Origin of the sequence: Dactylosporangium sp. NPDC000555 (assembly GCF_040300025.1) — a bacterium.
Taxonomy (GTDB): Bacteria; Actinomycetota; Actinomycetes; order Mycobacteriales; family Micromonosporaceae; genus Dactylosporangium.
In genome coordinates this window covers 1-22180 of record NZ_JBEPDB010000030.1, presented here as the reverse complement: position 1 = coordinate 22180, position 22180 = coordinate 1, and the positions used below count along the sequence as shown (strand labels likewise).

Sequence of the window (22180 nt, the reverse complement as noted above, 5' to 3'; positions counted from 1 at the left end):
GTGCCGATCTATGACTTGTGGTTCTCGTCGAAGCCGGGGCCGAACAAGGAGAAGGTGAAAACCGCGCGGCATGGGCGCGGAAAGCGCTGGCGGGCCGTATACGTCCACCCGGACGGCGTGGAGGAGACCAGGGCGTTCCACCGCAAGGCCGATGCGGAGGAGTGGGAGCGTCAGGCAATCAGGGGTGAGCTGCCGCAGGCGCCGAAGCGCGTAGTTCTTTCGGCAAAGGGCCTGACGTTCGGCGAGTACGCGGAGCGGTGGCGGCTGGCCCGGGAGGTTGGCTGGCAGCTGGAGACGCGCAAGCGGGTGGCGTCGAACCTGCGGGTGCACCTGCTTCCGGTGTTCGGCAACTCGCCGGCGGCGGCGATCAACGAGACTCAGGTCTTGGAGTGGCTGGGCCGGATGCGGGCCGACGGCATGCCCAAGTCGGTGATCAAGCTGTACTTCGAGCTCCTCGACGCGGTGCTCGCGGCGATGGTCCGGGACAAGGCGCGGGAAGACAACCCGTGCGATGGCATCCGGCTGGCGAGGATCCTCGACGGGCTGTCGATCACGCCGAAGTGGGTGCCGACACCGGAGCAGGTCCTGCGGCTGCTCGACGCGATACCTGCGCGGTATCGGCTGGCCGGGTGGCTCGGGGCGGGGCAGGGGCTGCGGATCGGTGAGGCGCTGGGAATGGAAGACGGCCTGCGGTGCGCCGATCAGGGCGAGGGTGAGCTGCACGTGGTACAGCAGTTGCGGTACTCGCCGAAGGAGTACGGCGGGTTCTACCTGGCGAAACCGAAGGCCGGCTCGTCGGGGACGGTCGATCTCGACGCCCTGGTGGCGGAGCACCTCGCCGAGCACGTGGCGCAGTTCCCGTCGGTGGAGATCGAGCTGCCCGACATCACGTCGGGTGAGCTGGTGCGCCGGAAAGCGCCGCTGCTGTTCACCTCGCGGCACGGCAACCCGCTGACCGATCGGATCTGGTCGCGGGAGTGGGGGAAGTGGCGGGAGGCGGCGGGCTGGCCGAACACGGAGCACGCCGGGTTCCACGCGCTGCGGCACTTCTTCGCCACCGTGCTGATCACGAACGGGGCGGAGCCGCAGGAGGTACCGCGGGCGCTACGCCACAAGTCGCTGAGCCTGACGTTGGAGACCTACGTCGGTTGGTGGCCGAAGCGGGTCAAGGCGCGCGGCATCTTCGGCGAGGCTCTGACGGCCGTGCGCCGGAAGGGAGAGTTACGGTGAGACTTACCCGCGGCTTACCGGGCGATCATGGCGGACCTACAACCGCAGGTCAGATGCCTTAAAGAGTGGAAGCGAGGGGACTCGAACCCCTAACCCCCGCCTTGCAAAGGCGGTGCTCTGCCAGTTGAGCTACGCCCCCGCTTGTCGGGGTGAGGCGGGCCGAAAGCCCGCGCAAGCTAGAGACTAGCGCAGATCCGGGGCCGTGGTCGCCTCGTGCCACAGTGCGCGCTCTTCGCTCGCGGCCTTGACCCGCTTGGCGACATAGGCGGCGGCGCCGACGACGGCGACCACCAGAAGCACCTTTTTCCACATGTGGGCCTAGCTGGATTCGAACCAGCGACGTCTCTACCGATCGTCGTGCGCACCCGAGGTCTGCGCCTATCCCAGCCAGCACGAAACAATCGAGCCTCCGCGCTGACTGTCGGAGCTTAGCACCGCCGCGCCCCCATCGAAGAGGGGGGCCATCAGTCGGAAATCGGCTCGTCGCGCGGCGCATCGAGATGTGCTGGTAAGGCATCCCGGGGTCGGGGCGACCACGACGTCACGATCGGCCTCAAGAAGGGCAGATCAACCAGAAGGCGCCGACCGCGAGCTCGGAGGACGACATGACGCCCGAGCAGGACCAAATTCCCCGCGACATCTACGCGTGGTCCCAGGACGGCAGCGCGCCAACACAGAAGCAGATCAACGAGGCGGTGCGCGCCGCAGTAGCGACGAACATGATGATAACTCTGCGGTCGCTTCAAGCAACACACGGAAGCGTAAGCATCATCCGGTTCTCCTCGTCTGAGGAGAACCGGCGTTCGTGCTGGTGGAGAACCACTTGTGGGGCTAGCTGGAATCGAACCAGCGACCTCAGAGTTATCAGCTCTGCGCTCTAACCGACTGAGCTATAGCCCCGTTGAACCTCGGCTGCGCTTGAAGGCGCCCCGCGGTGCGAACAGAAGGTTACCGTACCCCTGGCGCCCGCCTCAAACCGGTTACCCCCTGACGCGGCGCGCCGGCGCCAGGGGGTCTCAAAGCCGCAGGTCAGTCCTTCTCGGCCAGCGTGAGCTCGATGCCGCCCACCAGGTCGGCGCACACGTTGTAGATGAAGGAGCCCAGCGTCGCCAGGGCGGTGAAGAGCACCACGTTGACGACGCCCAGGAGGGCGGCGCCGCCGATGACGCCCTTGGCGGTGACTCGGAATGTGTTCGCACTCGATCCGCCGGTCGAGCTGACCAGGTCGGCGAGCAGCTTGTTGATGCTCTGGAAGACGTCCATGGCGTCGAGGGCCAGGTAGAGCACCGAGGTCGCGACGATGAGGACGACGAAGAGGACGAAGCTCACAGCGAACGCGAACTTCATCACCGACCATGGGTCGATCCGCTTCAGGTGCAGCCTGGCCCGCCGTGGGCCGCGGCCCACGGCGGAGCTGACCGTCTTGCGGGCCGCGCGCACGGCCTCCGTGACCCGGGCCGAGCCGCTGACCGCGGGCGCGGGCGTGTTGATGGCCTGCGTGGCGGCGGCGGCCGGCGTCCGGACGGCGGCGCGGGCGATCGCGGAGACGCTTGCCGTGCCCGTCGCGGATCCGGTGGTCGGTGCGGTGGAGGCCGGGATCGAGACCGGCGGCGGCGTGGGGCCGCTCGACGTCGCTGAGGGCGTCTGGATCGGCACCGTGAGCGCGTCGGGGGGCGGCGCCATACCGGGCGCACGCGTGAACTTCGGCATGCCACCGCTGGTCGTTTCGCCGGGCGCGCCGTCGTTGATCGTGCCGGTCTCACCACCGGTGGCAGGCGCCCCCGAGTCAGATCCCGTCATGGCAGCCTCTCCGGCCTTTCTGGCCTCATCGGTTGCCGAGGCGGTCCCCGACTTCGCCTGTGTGTCTGTCATCAACTAGTCCTGTTCGTCGGGCTCATCGGCGTTGCGGGCGATCGCGACGATGGTTACACCCTCGGGAAGGTCCATAAGCTTGACCCCCATTGTGTTCCGATCCCTCGTACGCCGTACAGGCTTCACGGGAGTCCGGATCACGCCACCATTTGAGGTGATGGCGAACAGCTCGTCATCCGGACTAATCACCACCGCGCCGACGAGACCCCCGCGCCGCGACGTGATTTTAGCGGTGAGGACGCCCTTGCCGCCGCGTCCCTGCACTGGATACTCCTCGATGGGTGTCCGCTTGGCAAAACCACCGTCGGTGGCCACCAGAACGTCCAGGTCCATCCCCTCGCGCACTACTTCCATGGCGAGCAGCTCGTCGCCGTCGGCGAACCGCATGCCGATCACGCCGGAGGTCGCACGCCCCATCGGGCGCAGCGTCTCGTCGTTGGCCGTGAAGCGGATCGCCTGCGCCTGCTTGCTGACCAGGAGGAGGTCGTCCTCCGGGCCCAGCAGCGCGGCGCCGACCAGCTCGTCTTCCTCGCGCAGATTGATGCCGATGATGCCGCCCGACCGGTTGGAGTCGAACTCCTCCAGTTTGGTCTTCTTTACCAGGCCGTCCTTCGTCGCGAGAACAAGGTACGGCGCGATCTGGTAGTTCGGAATCTCGATCACCTGTGCGATGTGCTCGTCGGGCTGGAAGGCCAACAGGTTGGCGACATGCTGGCCCTTTGCCGCCCGGCTGGCCTCGGGCAGCTCATAGGCCTTTGCCCGGTAGACCCGTCCTTTATTCGTAAAGAAGAGCATCCAATCGTGTGTCGAGCACACGAAGAAGTGGCTGACGATGTCGTCCTGCCTCAGTGTCGCACCCGAGACGCCCTTCCCGCCGCGCTTCTGCGAGCGGTACAGGTCGACCTTGGTGCGCTTCGCGTATCCGGTCCGCGTGATTGTCACCACAACGTCCTCCCGGACGATGAGGTCCTCCATGGAGACCTCGCCGTCGAACGGGATGATCTGGGTGCGGCGGTCGTCGCCCCGGCGGGCGACGATCTCGGCGAGCTCCTCGGAGATGATCTGCCGCTGCCGGGCCGGCGTCGCCAGGATCTCCTTGTAGTCGGCGATCTCAATCTCGATCTTGGCCAGCTCGTCGAAGATCCGCTGCCGCTCGAGGGCGGCGAGGCGGCGCAGCTGCATGTCGAGGATCGCGGTGGCCTGGATGTCGTCGATCTCGAGCAGGTTCATCAGGCCGACCTTCGACGCCTCCGCGCTCGGGGAGCGGCGGATGAGCGCGATGACCTCGTCGAGCATGTCGAGGGCCTTGACCAGGCCGCGCAGAATGTGCGCACGCTCCTCGGCCTTGCGCAGCCGGTAGCGGGTGCGCCGGACGATGACCTCGATCTGGTGCGCCACGTAGTGCCGCACGAACTGCGCGAGGTTGAGCGTGCGGGGCACGCCGTCGACCAGCGCCAGCATGTTGGCGCCGAACGTCTCCTGCAGCTGTGTGTGCTTGTAGAGGTTGTTCAGCACGACCTTGGCCACGGCGTCGCGCTTGAGCACGATCACCAGGCGCATGCCGGTGCGGCCGGAGGACTCCTCGCGGATGTCGGCGATGCCGGCGAGCTTGCCCTCCTTCACCAGGTCGGCGATGCGCTCGGCCAGGTTGTCGGGGTTGACCGCGTAGGGCAGCTCGGTGACGACCAGCATGGTCCGGCCGCGGACGTCCTCCTCGACCTCGACGACCGCGCGCATGCGGATCGAGCCGCGCCCGGTGCGGTAGGCGTCGACGATGCCAGCGGTACCGACGATGAGGCCCTTGGTGGGGAAGTCCGGCCCCTTGACGATGTTGATCAGCTCGTCGAGCGTCTCCGCCTCGTCGGCCTCCGGGTGGTCGAGGCACCACTGGACCGCGGCGGCGATCTCGCGCAGGTTGTGCGGCGGGATGTTGGTGGCCATGCCGACCGCGATGCCGGTGCTGCCGTTGACGAGCAGGTTGGGGATGCGCGACGGCAGGATGGTGGGCTCCTGGGCCCGGCCGTCGTAGTTGGGGACGAAGTCGACGGTCTCCTCGTCGATGTCCCGAAGCATCTCCATGGCCAGCGGGTCGAGGCGTGCCTCCGTGTACCGCATGGCGGCGGCCGGGTCGTTGCCCGGCGATCCGAAGTTGCCGTTGCCGTCGATGAGCGGATAGCGCAGCGACCAGTTCTGCGCCATACGTACGAGTGCGTCGTAGATCGAGGCGTCGCCGTGCGGGTGGTAGTTGCCCATCACGTCGCCGACGACGCGGGCGCACTTCACGTAGCCGCGGTCGGGGCGGTAGCCCCCGTCGAACATCGCGTAGAGGATCTTGCGGTGCACCGGCTTGAGGCCGTCGCGCACGTCGGGCAGGGCCCGTCCCACGATCACGCTCATCGCGTAGTCGAGGTACGAGCGCTGCATCTCGACCTCGATGCCGACCGGCTCGATACGGCTGGCGACCGCCGAGCCACCCTCATCCGGAGTTTCTGGGGTGGAAGTCGGTTCCGTCACGCTCTTATGTCCCTTTTCTCAGTGTCCGCAGGTCAGATGTCGAGGAACCGGACGTCCTTGGCGTTTCGCTGGATGAACGAGCGGCGCGCTTCCACGTCTTCGCCCATCAGGACGCTGAACAACTCGTCCGCGGTTGCAGCGTCGTCCAAGGTCACCTGGCGCAGCATGCGCGTTTCCGGGTTCATCGTGGTCTCCCACAGCTCCGGGTAGTTCATCTCGCCGAGGCCCTTGAAGCGCTGGATGTCGTCCGGCTTGGCGTTGGGCTTCGAGCGCTGCCGCAGCTCGATGAGGCCGTCGCGCTCGCGGTCGGTGTACGCGTACTGCGCGTCGTCGCCCTTCTTGTTCCATTTGATCTTGTACAGCGGGGGCGCCGCGAGATACACGTGCCCGAGCTCGATGAGCGGTCGCATGAACCGGAAGACCAGCGTCAGCAGCAGGGTCTGGATGTGCTGGCCGTCGACATCGGCATCGGCCATGAGGATCAGCTTGTGATACCGCAGCTTCTCGATGTCGAACTCGTCGTGGATGCCGGTGCCCAGCGCGGTGATCAGCGCCTGGACCTCGTTGTTCTTCAGCACGCGGTCGATGCGCGCCTTCTCCACGTTGAGGATCTTGCCGCGGATCGGCAGGATCGCCTGCACGCGCGGGTCGCGGCCCTGCTTGGCCGAGCCGCCGGCGGAGTCGCCCTCGACGATGAACACCTCGCACAGGCGCGGGTCGTTGGACTGGCAGTCGGCCAGCTTGCCCGGCATCGAGCCGGACTCGAGCAGGGACTTACGCCGCGCCAGCTTGCGCGCCTGCGAGGCAGCGATGCGCGCCCTCGCGGCCTGCGACGCCTTGGTGATGATGGTCTTCACCTCGGCCGGGTTGCGGTCGAACCAGTCGACCAGCCACTCGTTGCAGACCTTCTGCACGAAGCTGCGGGCCTCGGTGTTGCCGAGCTTGGTCTTCGTCTGCCCCTCGAACTGGGGGTTGGACAGCTTGACCGAGATGATCGCGGCGAGGCCCTCTCGGATGTCCTCGCCGGTCAGCTTCTCATCGCCCTTGAGCAGCTTCTTGTCGGCGCCGTACTTGTTCACGACCGTGGTCAGCGCACTGCGGAAGCCCTCCTCGTGCGTGCCGCCCTCGTGCGTGTTGATCGTGTTGGCGAACGTGTAGACGCTCTCACCGTACGACTCGTTCCACTGCATCGCGATCTCCACCGCGATGCCCTCGCCCTCGGAGCCGAACTCGACCACGGTGCGGTGGATCGGCGTCTTCGTCGCGTTGAGGTGGCGGACGAAGTCGGCGATGCCGCCCTTGTAGCAGAAGGTGACCTCCTTCTTCTCCTCCGGCGTCTCGGGGCGCTCATCGCGCAGCACGATCGTGAGGCCCCGGTTGAGGAAGGCGTATTCCTGGATGCGGCGATAGATCGTCTCGTAGACGAAGGTGGTCGTCTCGAAGATCGTCGCGTCCGGCAAGAACGTGACGCTGGTGCCGGTGCGGTCGGTCGGCTCGCCCTTCTGCAGCGGCTCGGGCTTGGAGTTGTTGTACCGCTGGCGCCAGACGTGGCCGTCCTTGTGGATCTCCAGGTCGATGCGCGTGGACAGCGCGTTGACGACCGAGATGCCGACGCCGTGCAGGCCGCCGGAGACGGCGTAGGCCTGGCCGTCGAACTTGCCGCCGGCGTGCAGCACGGTCAGCACGACCTCGACCGTGGGCCGCTTCTCCTTGGGGTGGATGTCGACCGGGATGCCGCGGCCGTTGTCCACGACTCGAACGCCGCCCTCCGCCAGCAGCGTGACCTCGATGGTGTCGCAATAGCCGGCCAGCGCCTCGTCGACCGCGTTGTCCACGACCTCCCACACCAGGTGGTGCAGGCCGCGCTCGCCGGTCGAGCCGATATACATACCGGGCCGCTTGCGGACCGCCTCGAGCCCCTCGAGGACGGTAATCGAAGAGGAGTCGTAGGACTGTTCGGGCTTGTTAGCTGCCACCCTCGGTCGCTTTCTCGCACTGGCCGGCCGCGCTGTCGGGCGCCCCGGGTCTCGTGCGGAGTCGGTGCGGGCGCGCCCGGGGCCGCAGAAGGCACGCCGGTGCCCGGCGCTTCTCTGGCAAGCGCCCTGACCTCCGGCGGGCCGACCACCGCTGTGACACACACGCGGGATGTGATCGACTGTTCTATGAGCCGATGCAATCCTACTGTGTCCGGGCGACATTTACGCACCGGGACGGCGCCTGTAATCCACGTAGCGGCCCGAACGGTGCGGTCCGAAGGTCCCCCTACGCAGAAGGGGTCTCAGTGCCTGGTGGCGGGCGGCACAGGCAGTCGAGGATCCGATTGCGGCTTTCGGAACTTCCGGGGGTCGCGCAAGAGGCCGTTCGTGCCGTATGTTCCCCGCCGCGGGCGGGTGCGCGGGATATGAAAGCAGTGTGATGAGGGGTGCGCGATGGGGCTTGACAACGTCGCCGTGCAGTGGCCGCGCACCGGTCGGTTCTACGACCCGGTCGCACCGGCCGAGTTCGTCGACTTCGCGGAGCTGGCGGAGACGCTGCCGCTGCACGCCGGGCCGGCCGCCACGCTCGCCGATCACGTGGCCAAGACCGGCACCGTGCGCGTCACCGGGTATACGGAGCTCGTCGACCTCCTCTTTGGACTCAACGGCGTGCTGTTCGCCACAGACGCGGCCGCCGAGGACGAGGACCCGGTGATCAGCCCGGACGACTGCGCCTGGATCGCCGGCGGCCTGGAGCGGTTCGTCAACGGCCACCAGGAGTACGGCGACGAGATCACCTTCGAGACCGTGAGCTCGGTGCTGCGCAAGGCGCTGGAGGGCTCCCGCCTCGCCGAGCAGCAGCTGCGCTGGCTGCAGAGCCGGTTGGACGCGCTGCGTGACGACTCGGGCAACGCTCCGCAGTGGAGCTACTCGATCTCTGAGCTCGACGTGCTGGCGAAGTTCTACCGGCGCTGCGCCAACCGCGGCTTCGCGGTGTACGCCGATTTCTAGCTCGGCAATCCCTGTCAGCCGTAGGTGTCCCGAGGGCCTCGGCCCCGGATGCGGCGTGGGCCGCGGTCCCACGACGGGGTGCTCGGGCCGTGGATGTGCAGGCGCTTGACCACGTTGTGGCCGATCTCCCGCGCGATGCCGGCCAGCAGCCGCGCGGCGAGCATGCGTAGCTGGGTGGCCCAGGCGGTGGACTCGGCCTCGATGGTCAGCTCGCCGTCCTCGAGCTTGAGCGGCCGGCTGTGCGCGGCGATGTCGGCGCCGACGACCCGCGCCCACTCGCCGAAGATCCGGGCCTCGGCCGTCGGGCGGGACCATCCGCGCTGCTTGACCAGGCGCTCGAGCACCGTGCCGAGCAGCTGCGGGTCGCGGGGGTCCGGGCCGGGGCCGGTGTACCCGCGGCGGCGCGGCTGGGAATCGAGCACAGACTTTCGGCGCGGCTTGGCGCGCTGCTTGGCCAGCGCCGCCTCGACCGCGGCCCGAGCCAGCTCGGGACCAGACTTCTCCGAATTACCGGCATGCTCAGACATGTCGGACCTCACCCCCACCGACCTCGAAGCGTGAGCCGCGCAGCGTCGACGGGACATCGTCCTCGACCGCGCAGGTCACGATCACCTGGCTCGCGTCGCCGACCAGCGCGGCCAGCCGGTCCCGGCGTCCGGCGTCCAGCTCGGCGAACACGTCATCGAGCACCAGCAGCGGCTCCACCCCGTCGTCGCGAAGCAGTTCGTACGCCGCCAGCCGCAGCGCCAGCGCGTACGACCACGACTCGCCGTGGCTCGCGTACCCCTTCGCCGGCAGCTCCCCGAGCGTCAGCGTCAGCTCGTCGCGGTGCGGCCCGACGAGCGTCACGCCGCGCTCGATCTCGGAGGTTCGCGATTCCGACAGCGCCGCCAGCAGCGCCTGCTCAAGGTCGTCCCGCAGCCCGAAGGAGGCGCTGTACACGATCCGGGCGTCGGAACGGCTCGCGCTCACCGCGGAGTACGCCTTGGCCACATGCGGCGCGAGCGCCGCGACCAGGTCGAGCCGGGCGCGGACGAGCTGCGCGCCGTGCCGGGCCAGGTGCGTGTCCCACACGTCGAGGGTGGACAGGTCGCCGCCGCGGCTGCCGCCGGTCTTGCGGGCCAGATATGCGCTGCGCAGGAGGGCGTTGCGCTGCTTGAGCACCCGGTCGTAGTCGGAGCGTACCCCGGCGAAGCGCGGCTGACGCGCGACGAGCAGCTCATCAAGGTACCGGCGGCGCTCTGAAGGGTCTCCCCGAATCAGCGAGAGATCCTCGGGCGCGAAGAGCACGAGGCGGAGGGCGCCCAGGATGTCGCGGGTGCGACCGACCGGCGAGCGGCCCAGCCGGGCCCGGTTCGCGCGGCCCGGCTCGATCGAGAGCTCGATCAGCAGCTCGCGCTCCTCGTGCACGACGGCGCAGCGGATCACGGCGCGGCCGGTGCCGAAGCGCACCAGCGGCGCGTCCGTGGCGACCCGGTGCGACTCCAGGGTCGCCACGTAGGCGAGGGCCTCGACGAGGTTGGTCTTGCCGGCCCCGTTGGGCCCGACGAGCACGCACGGGCCGGGACCGAGCTCGACGACGACCCGCTCGTAGCTGCGGAAGTCGACGAGCTCCAAGCCCCGGACGTACAAAATTCAGTCCTTCTTGACGGCGTGCCCGCCGAACTGGTTGCGCAGCGCGGCGACGGCCTTCATCGCCGGCGAGTCGTCCTGCCGAGAGGCGAACCGGGCGAACAGCGAGGCTGCGATGACGTTCATGGGCACGGCGAGGCGGATGGCCTCCTCGACCGTCCAGCGGCCCTCGCCGGTGTCGTCGGCGTAGCCCTTGATCCCGGCGAGCTCGGGGTCCTCGTCCAGCGCGCGGTCGAGCAGATCCAGGAGCCACGACTGTACGACCGAGCCGGCGCGCCAGCTCTTGATCACCTCAGGGATGTTGTCGACGTACTCCGACGCCTCGAGCAGCTCGTAGCCCTCGGCGAAGGCGTGCATCATCCCGTACTCGATGCCGTTGTGGACCATCTTCGCGTAGTGGCCGGCGCCCGGGCCGCCCGCGTGCGCGAACCCGAACTCGCCGGCCGGCTTGAGGGCGTCGAAGATCGGCATGCAGTGCTCGACGTGCTTCTTCTCGCCGCCGACCATCAGCGCGTAGCCGTTGGTCCGGCCCCAGACGCCGCCGGAGACGCCGACGTCGAGATACCCGATGCCCTTGGTGCCGAGCCGCTCCGCCCGCGGCCCGTCGTTGCTGAACCGCGAGTTGCCGCCGTCGATCACGATGTCGCCGGCGGCGAGCAGGCCCGACAGCTCCTCGATGGTCGACTCGGTGTACTGCACCGGCACCATGATCCACACCACGCGCGGCGCGGCGAGCTTCTCGACCAGTTCGTTGAGGGACGCCACGTCGGTGACGTCGGGGTGTTGGTCGTAGCCGATGACCTCGTGCCCGGCGGCGCGCAGCCGCTCGCGCATGTTGAAGCCCATCCTGCCCAGGCCGATAAGACCGAGCTGCATTGTGGTGCCTCCGAATCAGCTGCCGATACGAACCGGCATGATCAAGTACCAGTACCCGGGGACGATTTCTCCATCATCCTTGGCCGGCGACATGACCGCAGGCTTCTTCGGGTCGGTGAACGACAGCACCGCGATGGGCGCGTCGAGCGCCTTGAGCCCGTCGAGCAGATACTGGTGATTGAAGGCGATCGTCATCGGCTCACCCTCGTACTGGCAGTCCATCGCCTCGCTGGCCCGTGCGTCCTCGCTGCCGCTCGCCTCCACGACCAGGCCGTCGGTGCTGAAGGACAACCGCACCGGCGTCTGGCGCTCGGCGACCAGGCCGACGCGCCGGACCACCTCGTTGAGCGCCGCCACCGGGATCCGGGCCTGCGCGTTGTGGGTGTCGGGCAGCAGCGCGCGGACCTTCGGGAAATCGCCTTCCAGCAGGCGGGACGTCGTGCGCCGGGTGCCGCCTGCGAACCCGATCATCCCGTCGCCCAGCTTGCCCCGCGACAGCGCGACCGACACCGCACCGCCGAGCGGGCCGAGCGTCTTCGCGGTGTCGTCCAGGGTGCGGGCTGGCACCAGGGCCGCGACGCTCATATCCGACTCGTCCGGGCGCCACTCGAGTTCGCGCACGGCCAGCCGGTACCGGTCGGTGGCGAGCAGAGTCAGCTTGCTGCCCTCGAGCTCGATCCGCACACCGGTCAGCATCGGCAGCGTGTCGTCCCGGCCGGCGGCGATCGCGACCTGCGACACCGCCTTGGCGAACACGGCGGCCTCGACGGTGCCCGCGGACTCGGGCATCTCCGGCAGCGTCGGGTAGTCCTCGACCGGCATCGTCGGCAGCGTGAACCGGGCGCTGCCGCACGTGATCTCGACGTGCGACCCGACCGCCGCGACGTCCACCGGCTTGGCGGGCAACGACTTGGTGATCTCGGCGAGCAGCCGGCCGGACACCAGCGTCGCGCCGTCGGCGTCGGCCTGGACCTCGACGGTCACCTGGCTGGACACCTCGTAGTCGAAGCTCGACACGTGCAGGCGGCCGTCCGCCACCCGCAGTAGGACGCCGGCGAGAACTGGCACCGAGGGGCGGCTGGGCAGGCTCTTGGCCGTCCAGGCGACGGCATCGGCGAGCGCGTCGCGCTCAACTCGGAACTTCATCGCGGTCCTCCCGCATTCTCTTCGGTACTTCATGTTCGCCGCTCGTCGCGCGCCAGGTCCCGCGGCCCGCGGGCGTTTCGCTCCGGGCATACGTCTGGCCGCAGGCGCTGGGCGGCGCCGGTGCTGCGTCGGTGTGGTGTGTGCTCGTGCGGTGTGCCGCCTGATTCTCGCCGGTTCGGGCGGCCGGGTGGGACCCGGTCCCGGTGGCTCCGCACGGAGCTGCCGGCAACGAGAGCTGATGGCACGGAAGTGATGGCAACGGTCTGTGGCGATGAGCGTTCGAGCGGTGGCCTTCGGTCCGCTGTGCGTCCGGTCAGGCTCGCTCATCGAACCTTAGGGCCTCCTGGCGACGGTCGTGCACCGACCCTGCCAAAACGGGCCGGCCGAACTTGTCCACCAACCGATGATTGCTTTTCTTCTCTTCTTAAAGAAATTCTCTTCGTAGTAGTAGGGGGTGTGGATACTGTGGAAAACCCGCGTATCCGCAGCTCAGCACCTGTGTGTGTCGGTGGATGAGCTGTGTATGAACCGGTGTGTACAACCCTGTGGATTGTGGATAACAGGTTATCCACAGGCGTTGTCCACCGGTTATCCACCGGTAATCCCCAGGGTTTATCCACTTCTGTGGATAACGTATGGCCCGAACCCGTGTAACACTCTGCTGTCGACGAGTGACTGTCTGTCATCATCCACACGACATCCACATGTAATCCACAGGAGTTATCCACAGGTTGTGGGTAACTTAGGTGAACAGTCGGTAGTCACCCGATGACTCACCCCAGAAACTTGGCACAAACGAAGTTATCCACAGGTTTTCTGTGGACAGCGTGTGGACACTGGGGATAACCGTGCAGGGTATGGCCTGAACGGGCTGTGGATGACCTGGGGACGACGTGTGGATATCTTATGGCCACATGGCGACTAGTCCCAGGTCAGGTGCCTGTGGAAACGGTGGATAACCCGGTTGTCCACATCCTGTGATCAATGCCGGTGGACGGCCGCTACCTGTGCATAACCGGCTCGCGCCGGCGGCTCAGGCGGTCTGCTTGATGCGGTTCGTCAGCTCGGCGATCTGGTTGTACAGCGACCGCCGCTCGGCCATCTGCTGCCGGATCTTGCGGTCGGCGTGCATCACCGTCGTGTGGTCGCGGCCGCCGAACGCCTGGCCGATGCGCGGCAGGGAGAGGTCGGTCAGCTCACGACAGAGGTACATGGCCACCTGGCGCGCGTTCACCAGCACCCGCGACCGGCTATGCCCGCGCAGGTCCTCCAGGCTCACGCCGAAGTAGTCGGCGGTCGACGCCATGATCTGGTCGGCGGTGATCTCCGGGCCGGAGCCGTCTGGGATGAAGTCGCGCAGGACCTCCTCGGCCAGGCTGAGCTCGACCGGTGAGCGGGTCAGGTTCGCGAACGCGGTGACCCGGATCAGCGCGCCCTCCAGCTCGCGGATGGACGAGGCGATCCGCGACGCGATGAACTCGAGGACGTCCGGCGGCGCGAACAGCCGCTCCTGCGCCGCCTTCTTCTGCAGGATCGCGATGCGGGTCTCGAGGTCCGGCGGCTGGATGTCGGCCAGCAGGCCCCACTCGAACCGCGTGCGCAGCCGGTCCTCGAGCGTGGCCAGCTGCCGGGGCGAGCGGTCCGAGCTGATGACGATCTGCTTGTTCGCGTTGTGCAGCGTGTTGAACGTGTGGAAGAACTCCTCCTGCGTCCGCTCCCGGCTCTCCAGGAACTGGATGTCGTCGATCAGGAGGATGTCGACGTCGCGGTACCGGCGCTGGAACGCCTGGGTCTTGTCGTCGCGCAGCGAGTTGATGAAGTCGTTCGTGAACTCCTCGGTCGACACGTACCGCACGAACCGCGCATTGCCCAGCATCGTGGCGTATTGCCCGATGGCGTGCAGCAGGTGCGTCTTGCCGAGCCCGGAGCCGCCGTAGATGAACAGCGGGTTGTATGCCTTCGCCGGCGACTCGGCCACCGCGACCGACGCGGCGTGCGCGAAGCGGTTCGACGAGCCGATGACGAACGTTTCGAAGGTGTACTTCGGGTTGAGCCGGTTGCCGGCCGAGTCCCCGGCGGGCGTGGACGCGCCCCGGCGGTCGTCGCGGCCGGTGCCGGGCGTCGACGGGCGCGGCGGCGGCAGCTCGTCGCGTGGCTGCTCGTTACGCGGCAACTCGAACTGCGGCTGCTCGTACCGTCCGGCCTCCGACGCGGCCGCCTCGACGGCGGTGCCGGAGTACTCGCCGCGCCACGAGTCGCTGGCCGGCTTCTCGCCGGGAAGGTCGAACAGCCGGTCGTGCTCCGGCCGTGGTACCTCCAGGGGCGCGCGGTTGTCCAGCGCGGACCGCTCGCCAGCAGCGTGCTCCGGCCGGCCATCCAGCGGCAGCTTGTCCAGCGGGGCCAGCGGGTCCCGCAGCGAGGCGGACGCGCCGTTGGACCAGTGTGATGCCGATGGCGCCGGCAGAGCTGGTGCGTCCTCGGGTGGCCGGACCGTCACGGCCACCTGGATGGCGCGGCCCAGTAGCCGCGAGAGCGCCTCGGTGATGACCGGCCGGAGCCGGCTCTCGATCATGTCGCGCGAGTACGGGTCGGGTACGGACAGCAGCGCGGTGTCCTCTACGATCGCCCGCAGCCGCGTCATGCGCAGGTATGCGCGCTGCTGCGCCGAGTCGATCCCGTCGGCGAGCTGGTCCGTCGCGGCATGCCAGATCGCTGCGAGGTCGGTGTCCGTCACCGTTCGCGCACCCCCATCGTCATTCGCGGCCCCCACCGCGAGTGGACAGTGCCCGGATGCTTCCCGCCGCCCCCGGCATCATTGTCCACAGGTTTTCCACAACCTGTGTATCAACGACTCATGTGCCGTGGACGGATCGTCCTGTTTCCCTCCCGGCCTGAGCTGACTGTGTGGTAATCAGCGTGTACGCAGAGGTGGAACAGGGTCAGGCGCGGTCCTTCTCCCCCTAGCAAAGCGCCTGTTTGACCTGGAAAGTCCGTTGTGCCCCGTCGCCGGTCGTCGCGGTGTCTACCGGCAACCGGGCACGTTAACAGCGTTGTCCACAACCACTCAACCGTTGTCCACAACTAACCTGTGGATTTCGGGTCTGACCAGGGGTTTTGTACTCTCGATCCGGTGGATACGCGACGCTCGCCGGCGGTCGTTGACGGTCGGTGTGGTGGCGCGTACCCTGTTTCGGTTGGAGCACCGGTCCCTGGTAAGCTCCAATCACCGATCGACATCCCGTGGGCGCCCGGCTTCGATGGCCAGTCAGTCCACGCCAAGTCACGAAGACGGAGCCCCGACGTGAGCAAGCGCACCTTCCAGCCGAACAACCGCCGGCGCGCGAAGACCCACGGCTTCCGGCTGCGCATGCGCACCCGCGCCGGCCGCTCGATCCTGTCGGCGCGCCGCGCCAAGGGGCGCGACCGCCTTTCGGCCTGAGCCTGAACCGCCACGACCGGGCCCTCCGGGAGGCAGCGTGCTTGCGGCCGCACAGCGACTGCGGCGACGGGAAGACTTCGCCGCCACCATTCGCAACGGCCGGCGGGCCGGCCGGGGGGCCGTGGTCGTGCATTTCCTGAACCCCGGGCCGCCGCGGCCCGGGGTTGCTCCGTTTGAGTCCTTGCATACCGACATATCGCGATTTGCGTCTTCGCCGGAACCGGCACCTTCCTCACACCCGGCTCCGTCTTCGCCCGGGCCGTCAGCCGTCGACGGTTCGGCCCTCCGCGAGCCTCGTGCCGCGATGTCGTCCGACGATGTGCCGAGCGGATGCGAGCCGCAGGTCGACCATCCGCAGGCCCGTCATCCACAGGCCGACACCGATCATGTCGGTGCCGTGCACGCCGAGGCCGAGCGGGTCGAGCCGGTCGCGCCGGAGGCGGGGACTGCCCGCGCCGGCTTCGTCGTGTCCAAGGCCGTCGGGAACGCCGTCGTGCGCAACGCCGTGAAGCGGCGGCTGCGACACCTCGTCCGGGCGCGCATCTCCACACTACCGGCGGGCTCGGTGCTCGTCGTGCGGGCGCTGCCCGAGGCGGCGGGGCTGCGGTACGACATGCTTGAGAGAGACCTCGACGCGGCGCTGGAAGCTGCGCGCCGACCGAAGAACCGAGGTAGCCGTCGATGAACGCCGGATCCCGGATCGTAGCCGCTCCCATCGTCGCGTACCGTCGTTGGATAAGCCCGGCACTGCCGGCGCGTTGTCGGTTCTACCCGTCGTGCAGCGCTTATGCCCTGGAGGCGGTCGGCACGCACGGCGCGATCAAGGGAATCGGTCTCGCGATCTGGCGGCTGCTGCGCTGCCACCCATTCCACCCCGGTGGGTTCGACCCGGTGCCTCCGCGCCGGGGACACTCGCCCGAGCCCGAGTCGACGTGACTGGAGCGGTGTCGTGATTAGCAAGTTGATGGCCGGGATCTACTGGCTGATCTCGAAGGTGATGCTGTTCTGGCACACCGTGTGGGATGCGATCCTGCCTGACCACCGGGTGCTGAGCACCAACTGGCAGTGGGTGCTCGCGATCGTCTTCCTCGTGATCACCGTCCGGATCGTGCTTTTCCCGATCTTCGTCAAGCAGATCAAGTCGCAGCGCGCCATGCAGGCGATTCAGCCGAAGATGAAGGAGCTGCAGGAGAAGCACAAGGGCGACCGGGAGACCCTCCAGAAGGAGGTCATGAAGCTCTACCAGGAGGAGAAGGTCAACCCGCTCATGGGCTGCCTTCCGATGTTCCTGCAGATCCCGGTGTTCATTGGCCTCCTGCACGTGCTGCGTCACCTCCGGCCGGGCATGTCCGAAACCGGGATGCAGCTCTACGGCTGGAGCAAGGCCGAGTTCCTCAGCGCCGTCGATGCCCGCCTCTTCGACGCCCCGATCGTCGCCAAGTTCAGCAGCAGCGCGGCCGAGCTGATGGAAATCAATGCGAGCTCCACCACGGTCAAGATCGTCGCTGCCATCCTGGTCGCGCTGATGATCACCACGACCTACCTGACGCAGCGTCAGATGATCAAGAAGACGGGCTGGAACACCGACCCGCAGCAGCGCATGATCCAGAAGTTCATGCTCTACGGCATCCCGTTCTTCACGCTGACCTCCGGCTGGTACTTCCCCATCGGCGTCATCATCTACTGGGTCACGAACAACGCCATCACGCTGGCCCAGCAGTACTGGGTGCTGCACAAGTACCCGCCGCCGGCGAGCGCGACGACCAACACCGTGCCGTTCAAGAGCGGCGGCACCGCCAAGGTGGCAGAGTCGAAGCCGAGCGGGTTCGCCGCGCTGTTCAGCCGGGCCAAGGAAGAGGCCGCCACGCAGCGGGCCAACGGCAAGGGCGCGGTGAAGGCGACCGGCGGCAAGGCCACAGGTGCCAAGGCGACCGGTGCGCAGGCCACCGATTCCGCCGCCAACGGCACCCCGTCCCGCGCCCCGCGGCCCGGTGCCAAGCCGATCAACCCGAAGAAGGGTGGCGCCGCGAAGCGGCAGTCGGGTTGACGCGACCGCGCCGGGTCCGCCCCTCATCGGCCCGGCGTGAGGCGCTCCCCCTGAAGCAACCCACCCCTCACCGACGACCTGTGACGGCGCCTCGGCGCCCCAAACATGCGGAGATGAGTTTCGTGACTGACACCACCAGCGATCTCGGCGCCGAGGCCTTGGGCAAGAACAAGGACACGGACCAGGACGCGGACAAGGCCCTGGGGCAGGACGCCAACCTGGATGCCGAAGAGAGCGACGACGAGGACGAGGAAGGCGCCGAGGCCCCGGCCGCCGGCGGCTCCAGCCGCGGCACCGCGGACCTGTTCCGTGAGAGCGAGATCGCGGCCGACTACGTCGAGGGACTGCTGGACATCCTCGACTACGACGGCGACATCGACGAGCTGGTCGTGAGCGGCCGCCCGGTCGTTGAGGTCGTCGAGGGCGGCGACGGCTCGGGCAAGCGGCTTCAGGCCCTGGTCGGTCAGCGGGGCGCCACGCTCGAGGCGCTGCAGGAGCTGAGCCGGCTGGCCGTGTTCCGGCAGACCGGCTCACCGAGTCGCCTGCTGCTCGACGTCGGCGGCTACCGGGCGCTGCGCCGCAAGGAGCTCGGCGCGATCGCCAAGAATGCCGCGGAGAAGGTGAAGGAGTACGGCGAGGCCGTGCGCCTGGAGCCGATGAGCGCGTTCGAGCGCAAGTGCGTGCACGACGTCATCAACGCCCTCCCCGGCGTGGAGAGCGAGTCCGAGGGCGTCGAGCCGTCCCGGCGGATCGTGGTCCGCCCGACGGCGTAGCGGCGCATCGCAGTTTCCTTACCGCCCCCGAGCCGCCAGTCACGGCTCGGGGGCGGTTGCTGTTTATCCGGCTCGTACGCCCACCCGCCCTCGGCCGTGCGCCGCTGCCCTGGTGCGCGGCGCGGTCGGGCACAACGCGGTCGGGCATAATTGGGGGTAGACGCGACTGGCGGCACCAAGGATGGGCAACCATCGGGAAGCCTCGTCGTGGGAGTCGACCGCCTGGGCTTCCACGCTCCGCGAGGAGTCGTATGTCCGAGTCGCCCGGTGTTCTCTCTTCTTCCGTTCCCTCGCCCGCGTCCGCGTCCGGCGCGTCCGCCCCGAACCCGTCGGAATCTGTGCCCGTGCCGTCCACGCCCACCGTGTCCGAGACTGTCCCGTCCGAGCCTGTCCCGTCCCGGTCCGCCGCGGCGATCCCGTCCAGCTCTGCCGCGTCCGGCGGCGCTGGCGACACTCGGCCCGGTGGCCTCGATGGCGTCCGGCCCTACGGCTCGGTCGACGCTCAGCTCGACGGTTCCGATGGCGCCCTGCCCGACGGCTCCGGTGATGCTCGCCCCGGTGGCCCTGGCGATGTTCGGCCAGATGGCTCTAGTGACGCCTCCGGCGGCTCCAGCGACGCCTCGGGCGGCTTCAGCGATGCCTCCGGTGGTTCTGGGGACGCCTCCGGTGGCTCTAGCGACGTTCGGCCTGGCGGCTCCGGTGATGTTCGGCCCGGTAGTTCCGCGCGACTGCTGCCCGGTGGTCCGGTCGCGGACCAGATCCTTGCGGACGTCGAGTCCCGGGTGGCCGCCCTGCGCTCCCGCGGCATCACCCCATCACTCGCCACCATCCTTGTCGGCGACGACGACGCGAGTGCCGGCTACATCCGCATCAAGCAGCGCCAGGCGGCCGCGCTCGGCTTCGACTCCCCGCACCGCCACCTCCCGGCGACGGCGAGCCAAGCCGACCTCCAAGCGGCGATCGACGACTTCAACGCGGATCCGGACGTACATGCGCTCCTGATTCAGTACCCGACGCCGCAACATCTCGACTACGACGCCGCCCTCATGCGCGTCGACCCGGACAAGGACGTCGACGGCATGCACCCGCTCAACCTGGGTCGCCTGGCCGCCGGCATCCCCGGCCCGCTGCCGTGCACGCCGGCGGGTATTGAGGCGCTCCTTGCGTACCACGGCATCCCTGTGAGCGGTCGCGAGGTGGTGATTTTGGGGCGCGGCGCGACCCTCGGCCGGCCACTGGCGATGCTCCTGGCCCAGAAGCGCCCGACGGCAAACGCGGCTGTGACGGTGGTGCACACCGGCGTCCCGGATTGGCCCCGGTACACCCGCCGCGCCGACATCCTCATCGCAGCCGCCGGTGTTCCGGGCATCATTCAGCCAGAGCACGTCAAGCCCGGCGCGGTCGTGGTCGGCGGCGGCGTTCGCTACGAGGGCCGCCGTCTGCTCCCCGACGTCGCGGAGTCGTGCGCCGCGGTGGCCGGCGCCATCACCCCGCGAGTGGGCGGCGTAGGCCCCACCACCGTGGCCATGCTCTTCCGCAACGCCATCGAGGCGGCGGAGCGCCGTTTCACGTGAAACAGCGCGGGGGCGTGCCACACAGCGCGCCCCCGCGCGTTCGACGCCCTATCTTGTGCGGGTGATCCAGGCTTCTCAGCCCACACGCGTGCCGAGGCCTCGGGCACCCCGAGCCCCGCCGTCATCCCCGCTGTCGGGTGTCCTGACCGCCGTCTCCACGATTCCAGCCGGTCCGTCGGGCCACGCCCGTATCCGCGTTCCCGCACTCGCCCCGCGTTCCGCGCCCTGGCCTTCCCCGCTCCCGCGCCCCCGGCCTTCCGGCGCTTCCGCGTCCGGCGCTTCCGCGTCCGGCGCTTCCGCGTCCGGCGCTTCCGCGTCCGGCGCTTCCGCGTCCGGCGCTTCCGCGTCCGGCGCTTCCGCGTCCCGCGCTTCCGCGTCCCGCGCTTCCGCGCTCGCCCGCTTGCCCGTGCCACCGCGTCGGCGCTCGCCCGCTCTCGCGTCCGCCCGCGCCCGCACTCCTGCGCCGCGCGCCCGGGTTCCGGCTTTGTGTTCTGCTGGGCCCACGCCTGTGCCCGCGTCCCGTGCCCGCGTTGTCAACGGCGGCTGAAATTTGACCCCTTCGCGACGGCTGAAAACTGACCCCCTGGTGGTCATTGGTCGTCGGTGGTGGCCGCGGGGACGCGGCCGAGGTCTCGGTTCTTGAGTCGGTAGCTGTCGCCTTTGAGGGCGATGACTTCGGTGTGGTGGACGAGGCGGTCGATCATGGCGGCGGCGACGACGTCGTCGCTGAAGACCTCACCCCAGCGGCCGAAGGGTTTGTTCGAGGTGATGATCACCGAGGAGCGTTCGTAGCGGGCCGATACGAGTTGGAAGAACGGGTTCGCCGCTTCGGGTTCGAACGGGATTTAGCCAACTTCATCGATGATCAGCAGCGGGATCCGGCCGAGCTTGGTGATCTCGTCCTGCAGCCGGCCGGCGTGGTGGGCGGCGGCCAGGCGGGCGACCCACTCGGCGGCGGTGGCGAACGCGACGCGATGCCCGGCTTGGCAGGCGCGGATGCCCAGGCCGATGGCGAGCATGGTCTTGCCGGTGCCTGGCGGCCCCAGGAAGATCACGTTCTCCCGGCCGGCGACGAAGTCGAGGGTGCCGAGGTGGGCGATGACGTCGCGTTTAAGTGAGCGTTGGTGGTCGTAGTCGAACTCCTCGAGGGTCTTGCGGGCGGGGAACCGGGCGGCTCGGATGCGGTCCTCACCGCCGTGGGCGTCGCGGGCGGCGACCTCGCGTTGCAGGCAGGCGGCGAGGAACTCCTCCCTCGGCGCGGGCCCGGTCACCGAGGCGGATGACCGCGTCGCGCAGGGTTGGGGCTTTCAACGCCCGGGTGAGGTAGGCGATCTCGGCGGTGGTGTCCCGCCCGGCGGCGACGGTGGCGGTGGTGCCGGTCTTGGTGGGCATCAGTGCTCCAGCAGGTCGAGTGGCTCGGGTGGGTCGATGAACGTCCAGACGTGGACGGGGTGCCCGGCCAGCACCGCGTGGGTCTCCACCCGGCTGCCCGGGCTGTGGCGGGCCGGGGTGCGGGTCACGGTGGTGTGCAGCAGGCCGGCGTAGGCGGCCACGGCCGCGGCGCGGACGGCCGGGTCGCCGGCGTGCCGGCCGATCTGGATGCTGATGTCGGTCTCGGACACGCTCACCGACACCCCAGTGGTGTCGGCGGCCTCAACGAGCGCGGCGGCGGCCAGCAGCGACGCCGCGGCGGTCAGTGCGGTCGCGGCGGGCATCAGGCCACCTGCCGCATCGGCTCGTCGCCGGTCAGGCCGAACAGCCGGTCGTAGTCGGCCAGGTCCCGGCAGGCGACCTCGGCGTCGACGCCGCTGCGGGGCCGGTCCGCCACCGCCTGCCGCAATGCCTGCGCCGCCCGCACGTGGTTCGGATCGGTGATCGTCTGCTGCCGGGCCCAGCACCGTGCGTGCGTCCCGACCGGGCCGCCGGCCCGGGTGATCGACACGGTGTCCAGGTCGGCGGTCACCTCGACCCGGTGCCCGACCGCAGCCGGGTGCACCGAGTAGTCGCACGAGTCCAGCCGCACGTAGTGGTCCCGGGGCAGCCGCACCGAGTGCCGCCAGCCGATCACCGCGGTGTCGATCGGTGGCAGC

The 22180-nt window shown here is 68.8% G+C and carries 18 protein-coding genes, 2 tRNA genes, 2 pseudogenes and 1 riboswitch; of the genes and pseudogenes, 8 read left to right on the top strand and 14 right to left on the bottom strand.

Going from position 1 to position 22180, the window contains the following annotated elements; all coding sequences use genetic code 11:
• Window positions 1–1230, top strand: coding sequence for a site-specific integrase (locus tag ABT297_RS19570; protein WP_350551277.1), 1230 nt, complete (start codon window positions 1–3; stop codon window positions 1228–1230).
• Between the two features lie 66 nt (window positions 1231–1296).
• Here the strand turns inward: ABT297_RS19570 and ABT297_RS19565 are convergent.
• The 6 genes from ABT297_RS19565 to gyrB all read right to left on the bottom strand — a co-directional run bounded on the left by ABT297_RS19565 (window position 1297) and on the right by gyrB (window position 7592).
• Window positions 1297–1369 (bottom strand) — tRNA-Ala (locus ABT297_RS19565).
• A 44-nt stretch (window positions 1370–1413) separates the two neighbouring features.
• A complete protein-coding gene (locus tag ABT297_RS19560; protein WP_345120593.1) occupies window positions 1414–1542 on the bottom strand; it encodes a DLW-39 family protein in 129 nt (42 codons plus the stop codon).
• A gap of 514 nt (window positions 1543–2056) precedes the next feature.
• A tRNA-Ile gene (locus ABT297_RS19555) sits at window positions 2057–2130 on the bottom strand.
• 129 nt (window positions 2131–2259) lie between these two features.
• Entirely contained in the window at window positions 2260–3102 is an 843-nt protein-coding gene (locus ABT297_RS19550; protein ID WP_350551274.1) for a DUF3566 domain-containing protein, read from the bottom strand.
• 3 nt (window positions 3103–3105) lie between these two features.
• A complete protein-coding gene (gene gyrA, locus ABT297_RS19545) occupies window positions 3106–5616 on the bottom strand; it encodes a DNA gyrase subunit A (protein WP_350551271.1) in 2511 nt (836 codons plus the stop codon).
• Window positions 5617–5648: 32 nt separating this feature from the next.
• The gene (gyrB, locus tag ABT297_RS19540; RefSeq protein WP_350551269.1) at window positions 5649–7592 is read right to left on the bottom strand and encodes a DNA topoisomerase (ATP-hydrolyzing) subunit B; all 1944 of its coding nucleotides are present in this window, start codon (window positions 7590–7592) and stop codon (window positions 5649–5651) included.
• 453 nt (window positions 7593–8045) lie between these two features.
• Between gyrB and ABT297_RS19535 the strand changes: the two genes are divergently transcribed.
• Entirely contained in the window at window positions 8046–8603 is a 558-nt protein-coding gene (locus tag ABT297_RS19535; RefSeq protein ID WP_350551266.1) for a hypothetical protein, read from the top strand.
• 14 nt (window positions 8604–8617) lie between these two features.
• Here the strand turns inward: ABT297_RS19535 and ABT297_RS19530 are convergent, their stop codons facing one another.
• The 5 genes from ABT297_RS19530 to dnaA form a co-directional block, all read right to left on the bottom strand.
• On the bottom strand, window positions 8618–9130 hold the full coding sequence (locus tag ABT297_RS19530) for a DciA family protein (protein ID WP_350551263.1): 513 nt from the start codon (window positions 9128–9130) through the stop codon (window positions 8618–8620).
• Entirely contained in the window at window positions 9123–10235 is a 1113-nt protein-coding gene (gene recF, locus ABT297_RS19525) for a DNA replication/repair protein RecF (RefSeq protein WP_350551260.1), read from the bottom strand. Before recF ends, ABT297_RS19530 begins: the two co-directional genes overlap by 8 nt.
• Window positions 10236–10238: 3 nt before the next feature.
• Window positions 10239–11111, bottom strand: coding sequence for a phosphogluconate dehydrogenase (NAD(+)-dependent, decarboxylating) (gene gnd / locus ABT297_RS19520; RefSeq protein ID WP_350551258.1), 873 nt, complete (start codon window positions 11109–11111; stop codon window positions 10239–10241).
• Window positions 11112–11126: 15 nt separating this feature from the next.
• On the bottom strand, window positions 11127–12257 hold the full coding sequence (dnaN, locus tag ABT297_RS19515; protein WP_350551255.1) for a DNA polymerase III subunit beta: 1131 nt from the start codon (window positions 12255–12257) through the stop codon (window positions 11127–11129).
• A 1033-nt stretch (window positions 12258–13290) separates the two neighbouring features.
• The gene (gene dnaA / locus ABT297_RS19510) at window positions 13291–14991 is read right to left on the bottom strand and encodes a chromosomal replication initiator protein DnaA (RefSeq protein ID WP_350551253.1); all 1701 of its coding nucleotides are present in this window, start codon (window positions 14989–14991) and stop codon (window positions 13291–13293) included.
• A 567-nt stretch (window positions 14992–15558) separates the two neighbouring features.
• On the opposite strand from dnaA, the gene rpmH reads away from it, so the two are divergent.
• The 6 genes and pseudogenes from rpmH to ABT297_RS19480 all read left to right on the top strand — a co-directional run bounded on the left by rpmH (window position 15559) and on the right by ABT297_RS19480 (window position 20090).
• Window positions 15559–15696 (top strand): 50S ribosomal protein L34, encoded by a 138-nt coding sequence (rpmH, locus tag ABT297_RS19505; protein ID WP_344616653.1) that lies wholly within the window; start codon window positions 15559–15561, stop codon window positions 15694–15696.
• A gap of 37 nt (window positions 15697–15733) precedes the next feature.
• Entirely contained in the window at window positions 15734–16381 is a 648-nt protein-coding gene (gene rnpA / locus ABT297_RS19500; protein ID WP_350551250.1) for a ribonuclease P protein component, read from the top strand.
• Window positions 16378–16649: pseudogene (gene yidD / locus ABT297_RS19495) on the top strand (membrane protein insertion efficiency factor YidD). The gene rnpA and the pseudogene yidD overlap by 4 nt, the downstream one beginning before the upstream one ends.
• Window positions 16650–16660: 11 nt before the next feature.
• A complete protein-coding gene (gene yidC, locus ABT297_RS19490; RefSeq protein WP_350551438.1) occupies window positions 16661–17743 on the top strand; it encodes a membrane protein insertase YidC in 1083 nt (360 codons plus the stop codon).
• Between the two features lie 122 nt (window positions 17744–17865).
• The gene (locus ABT297_RS19485; protein WP_502885600.1) at window positions 17866–18516 is read left to right on the top strand and encodes a Jag family protein; all 651 of its coding nucleotides are present in this window, start codon (window positions 17866–17868) and stop codon (window positions 18514–18516) included.
• Window positions 18517–18668: 152 nt separating this feature from the next.
• A riboswitch (ZMP/ZTP riboswitch) is annotated at window positions 18669–18751 on the top strand.
• 493 nt (window positions 18752–19244) lie between these two features.
• Window positions 19245–20090 carry a bifunctional 5,10-methylenetetrahydrofolate dehydrogenase/5,10-methenyltetrahydrofolate cyclohydrolase gene (locus ABT297_RS19480; protein ID WP_350551432.1) on the top strand — a complete coding sequence of 282 codons (846 nt, stop codon included), beginning with the start codon at window positions 19245–19247 and terminating at the stop codon, window positions 20088–20090.
• Window positions 20091–20680: 590 nt separating this feature from the next.
• Here ABT297_RS19480 and istB read toward each other — a convergent pair.
• The 3 genes and pseudogenes from istB to ABT297_RS19465 all read right to left on the bottom strand — a co-directional run.
• Window positions 20681–21482 (bottom strand): annotated as a pseudogene (gene istB / locus ABT297_RS19475) (IS21-like element helper ATPase IstB).
• A complete protein-coding gene (locus ABT297_RS19470) occupies window positions 21482–21805 on the bottom strand; it encodes a hypothetical protein (RefSeq protein ID WP_350551248.1) in 324 nt (107 codons plus the stop codon). Before ABT297_RS19470 ends, istB begins: the two are co-directional and overlap by 1 nt.
• The coding region (locus ABT297_RS19465) for a Mu transposase domain-containing protein (RefSeq protein WP_502885595.1) at window positions 21805–22180 on the bottom strand (376 nt) is incomplete at its 5' end. The genes ABT297_RS19470 and ABT297_RS19465, both read right to left, overlap by 1 nt.

Excerpts from the sequence above, each read along its gene's own strand:
- ABT297_RS19560 (WP_345120593.1), bottom strand. The coding sequence starts at position 1,542 with ATGTGGAAAAAGGTGCTTCTGGTGGTCGCCGTCGTCGGCGCCGCCGCC.
- ABT297_RS19530 (WP_350551263.1), bottom strand. The coding sequence starts at position 9,130 with ATGTCTGAGCATGCCGGTAATTCGGAGAAGTCTGGTCCCGAGCTGGCT.
- dnaN (WP_350551255.1), bottom strand. The coding sequence starts at position 12,257 with ATGAAGTTCCGAGTTGAGCGCGACGCGCTCGCCGATGCCGTCGCCTGG.
- ABT297_RS19535 (WP_350551266.1), top strand. The coding sequence starts at position 8,046 with ATGGGGCTTGACAACGTCGCCGTGCAGTGGCCGCGCACCGGTCGGTTC.
- yidC (WP_350551438.1), top strand. The coding sequence starts at position 16,661 with ATGGCCGGGATCTACTGGCTGATCTCGAAGGTGATGCTGTTCTGGCAC.
- gnd (WP_350551258.1), bottom strand. The coding sequence starts at position 11,111 with ATGCAGCTCGGTCTTATCGGCCTGGGCAGGATGGGCTTCAACATGCGC.
- ABT297_RS19550 (WP_350551274.1), bottom strand. The coding sequence starts at position 3,102 with ATGACAGACACACAGGCGAAGTCGGGGACCGCCTCGGCAACCGATGAG.
- ABT297_RS19470 (WP_350551248.1), bottom strand. The coding sequence starts at position 21,805 with ATGCCCGCCGCGACCGCACTGACCGCCGCGGCGTCGCTGCTGGCCGCC.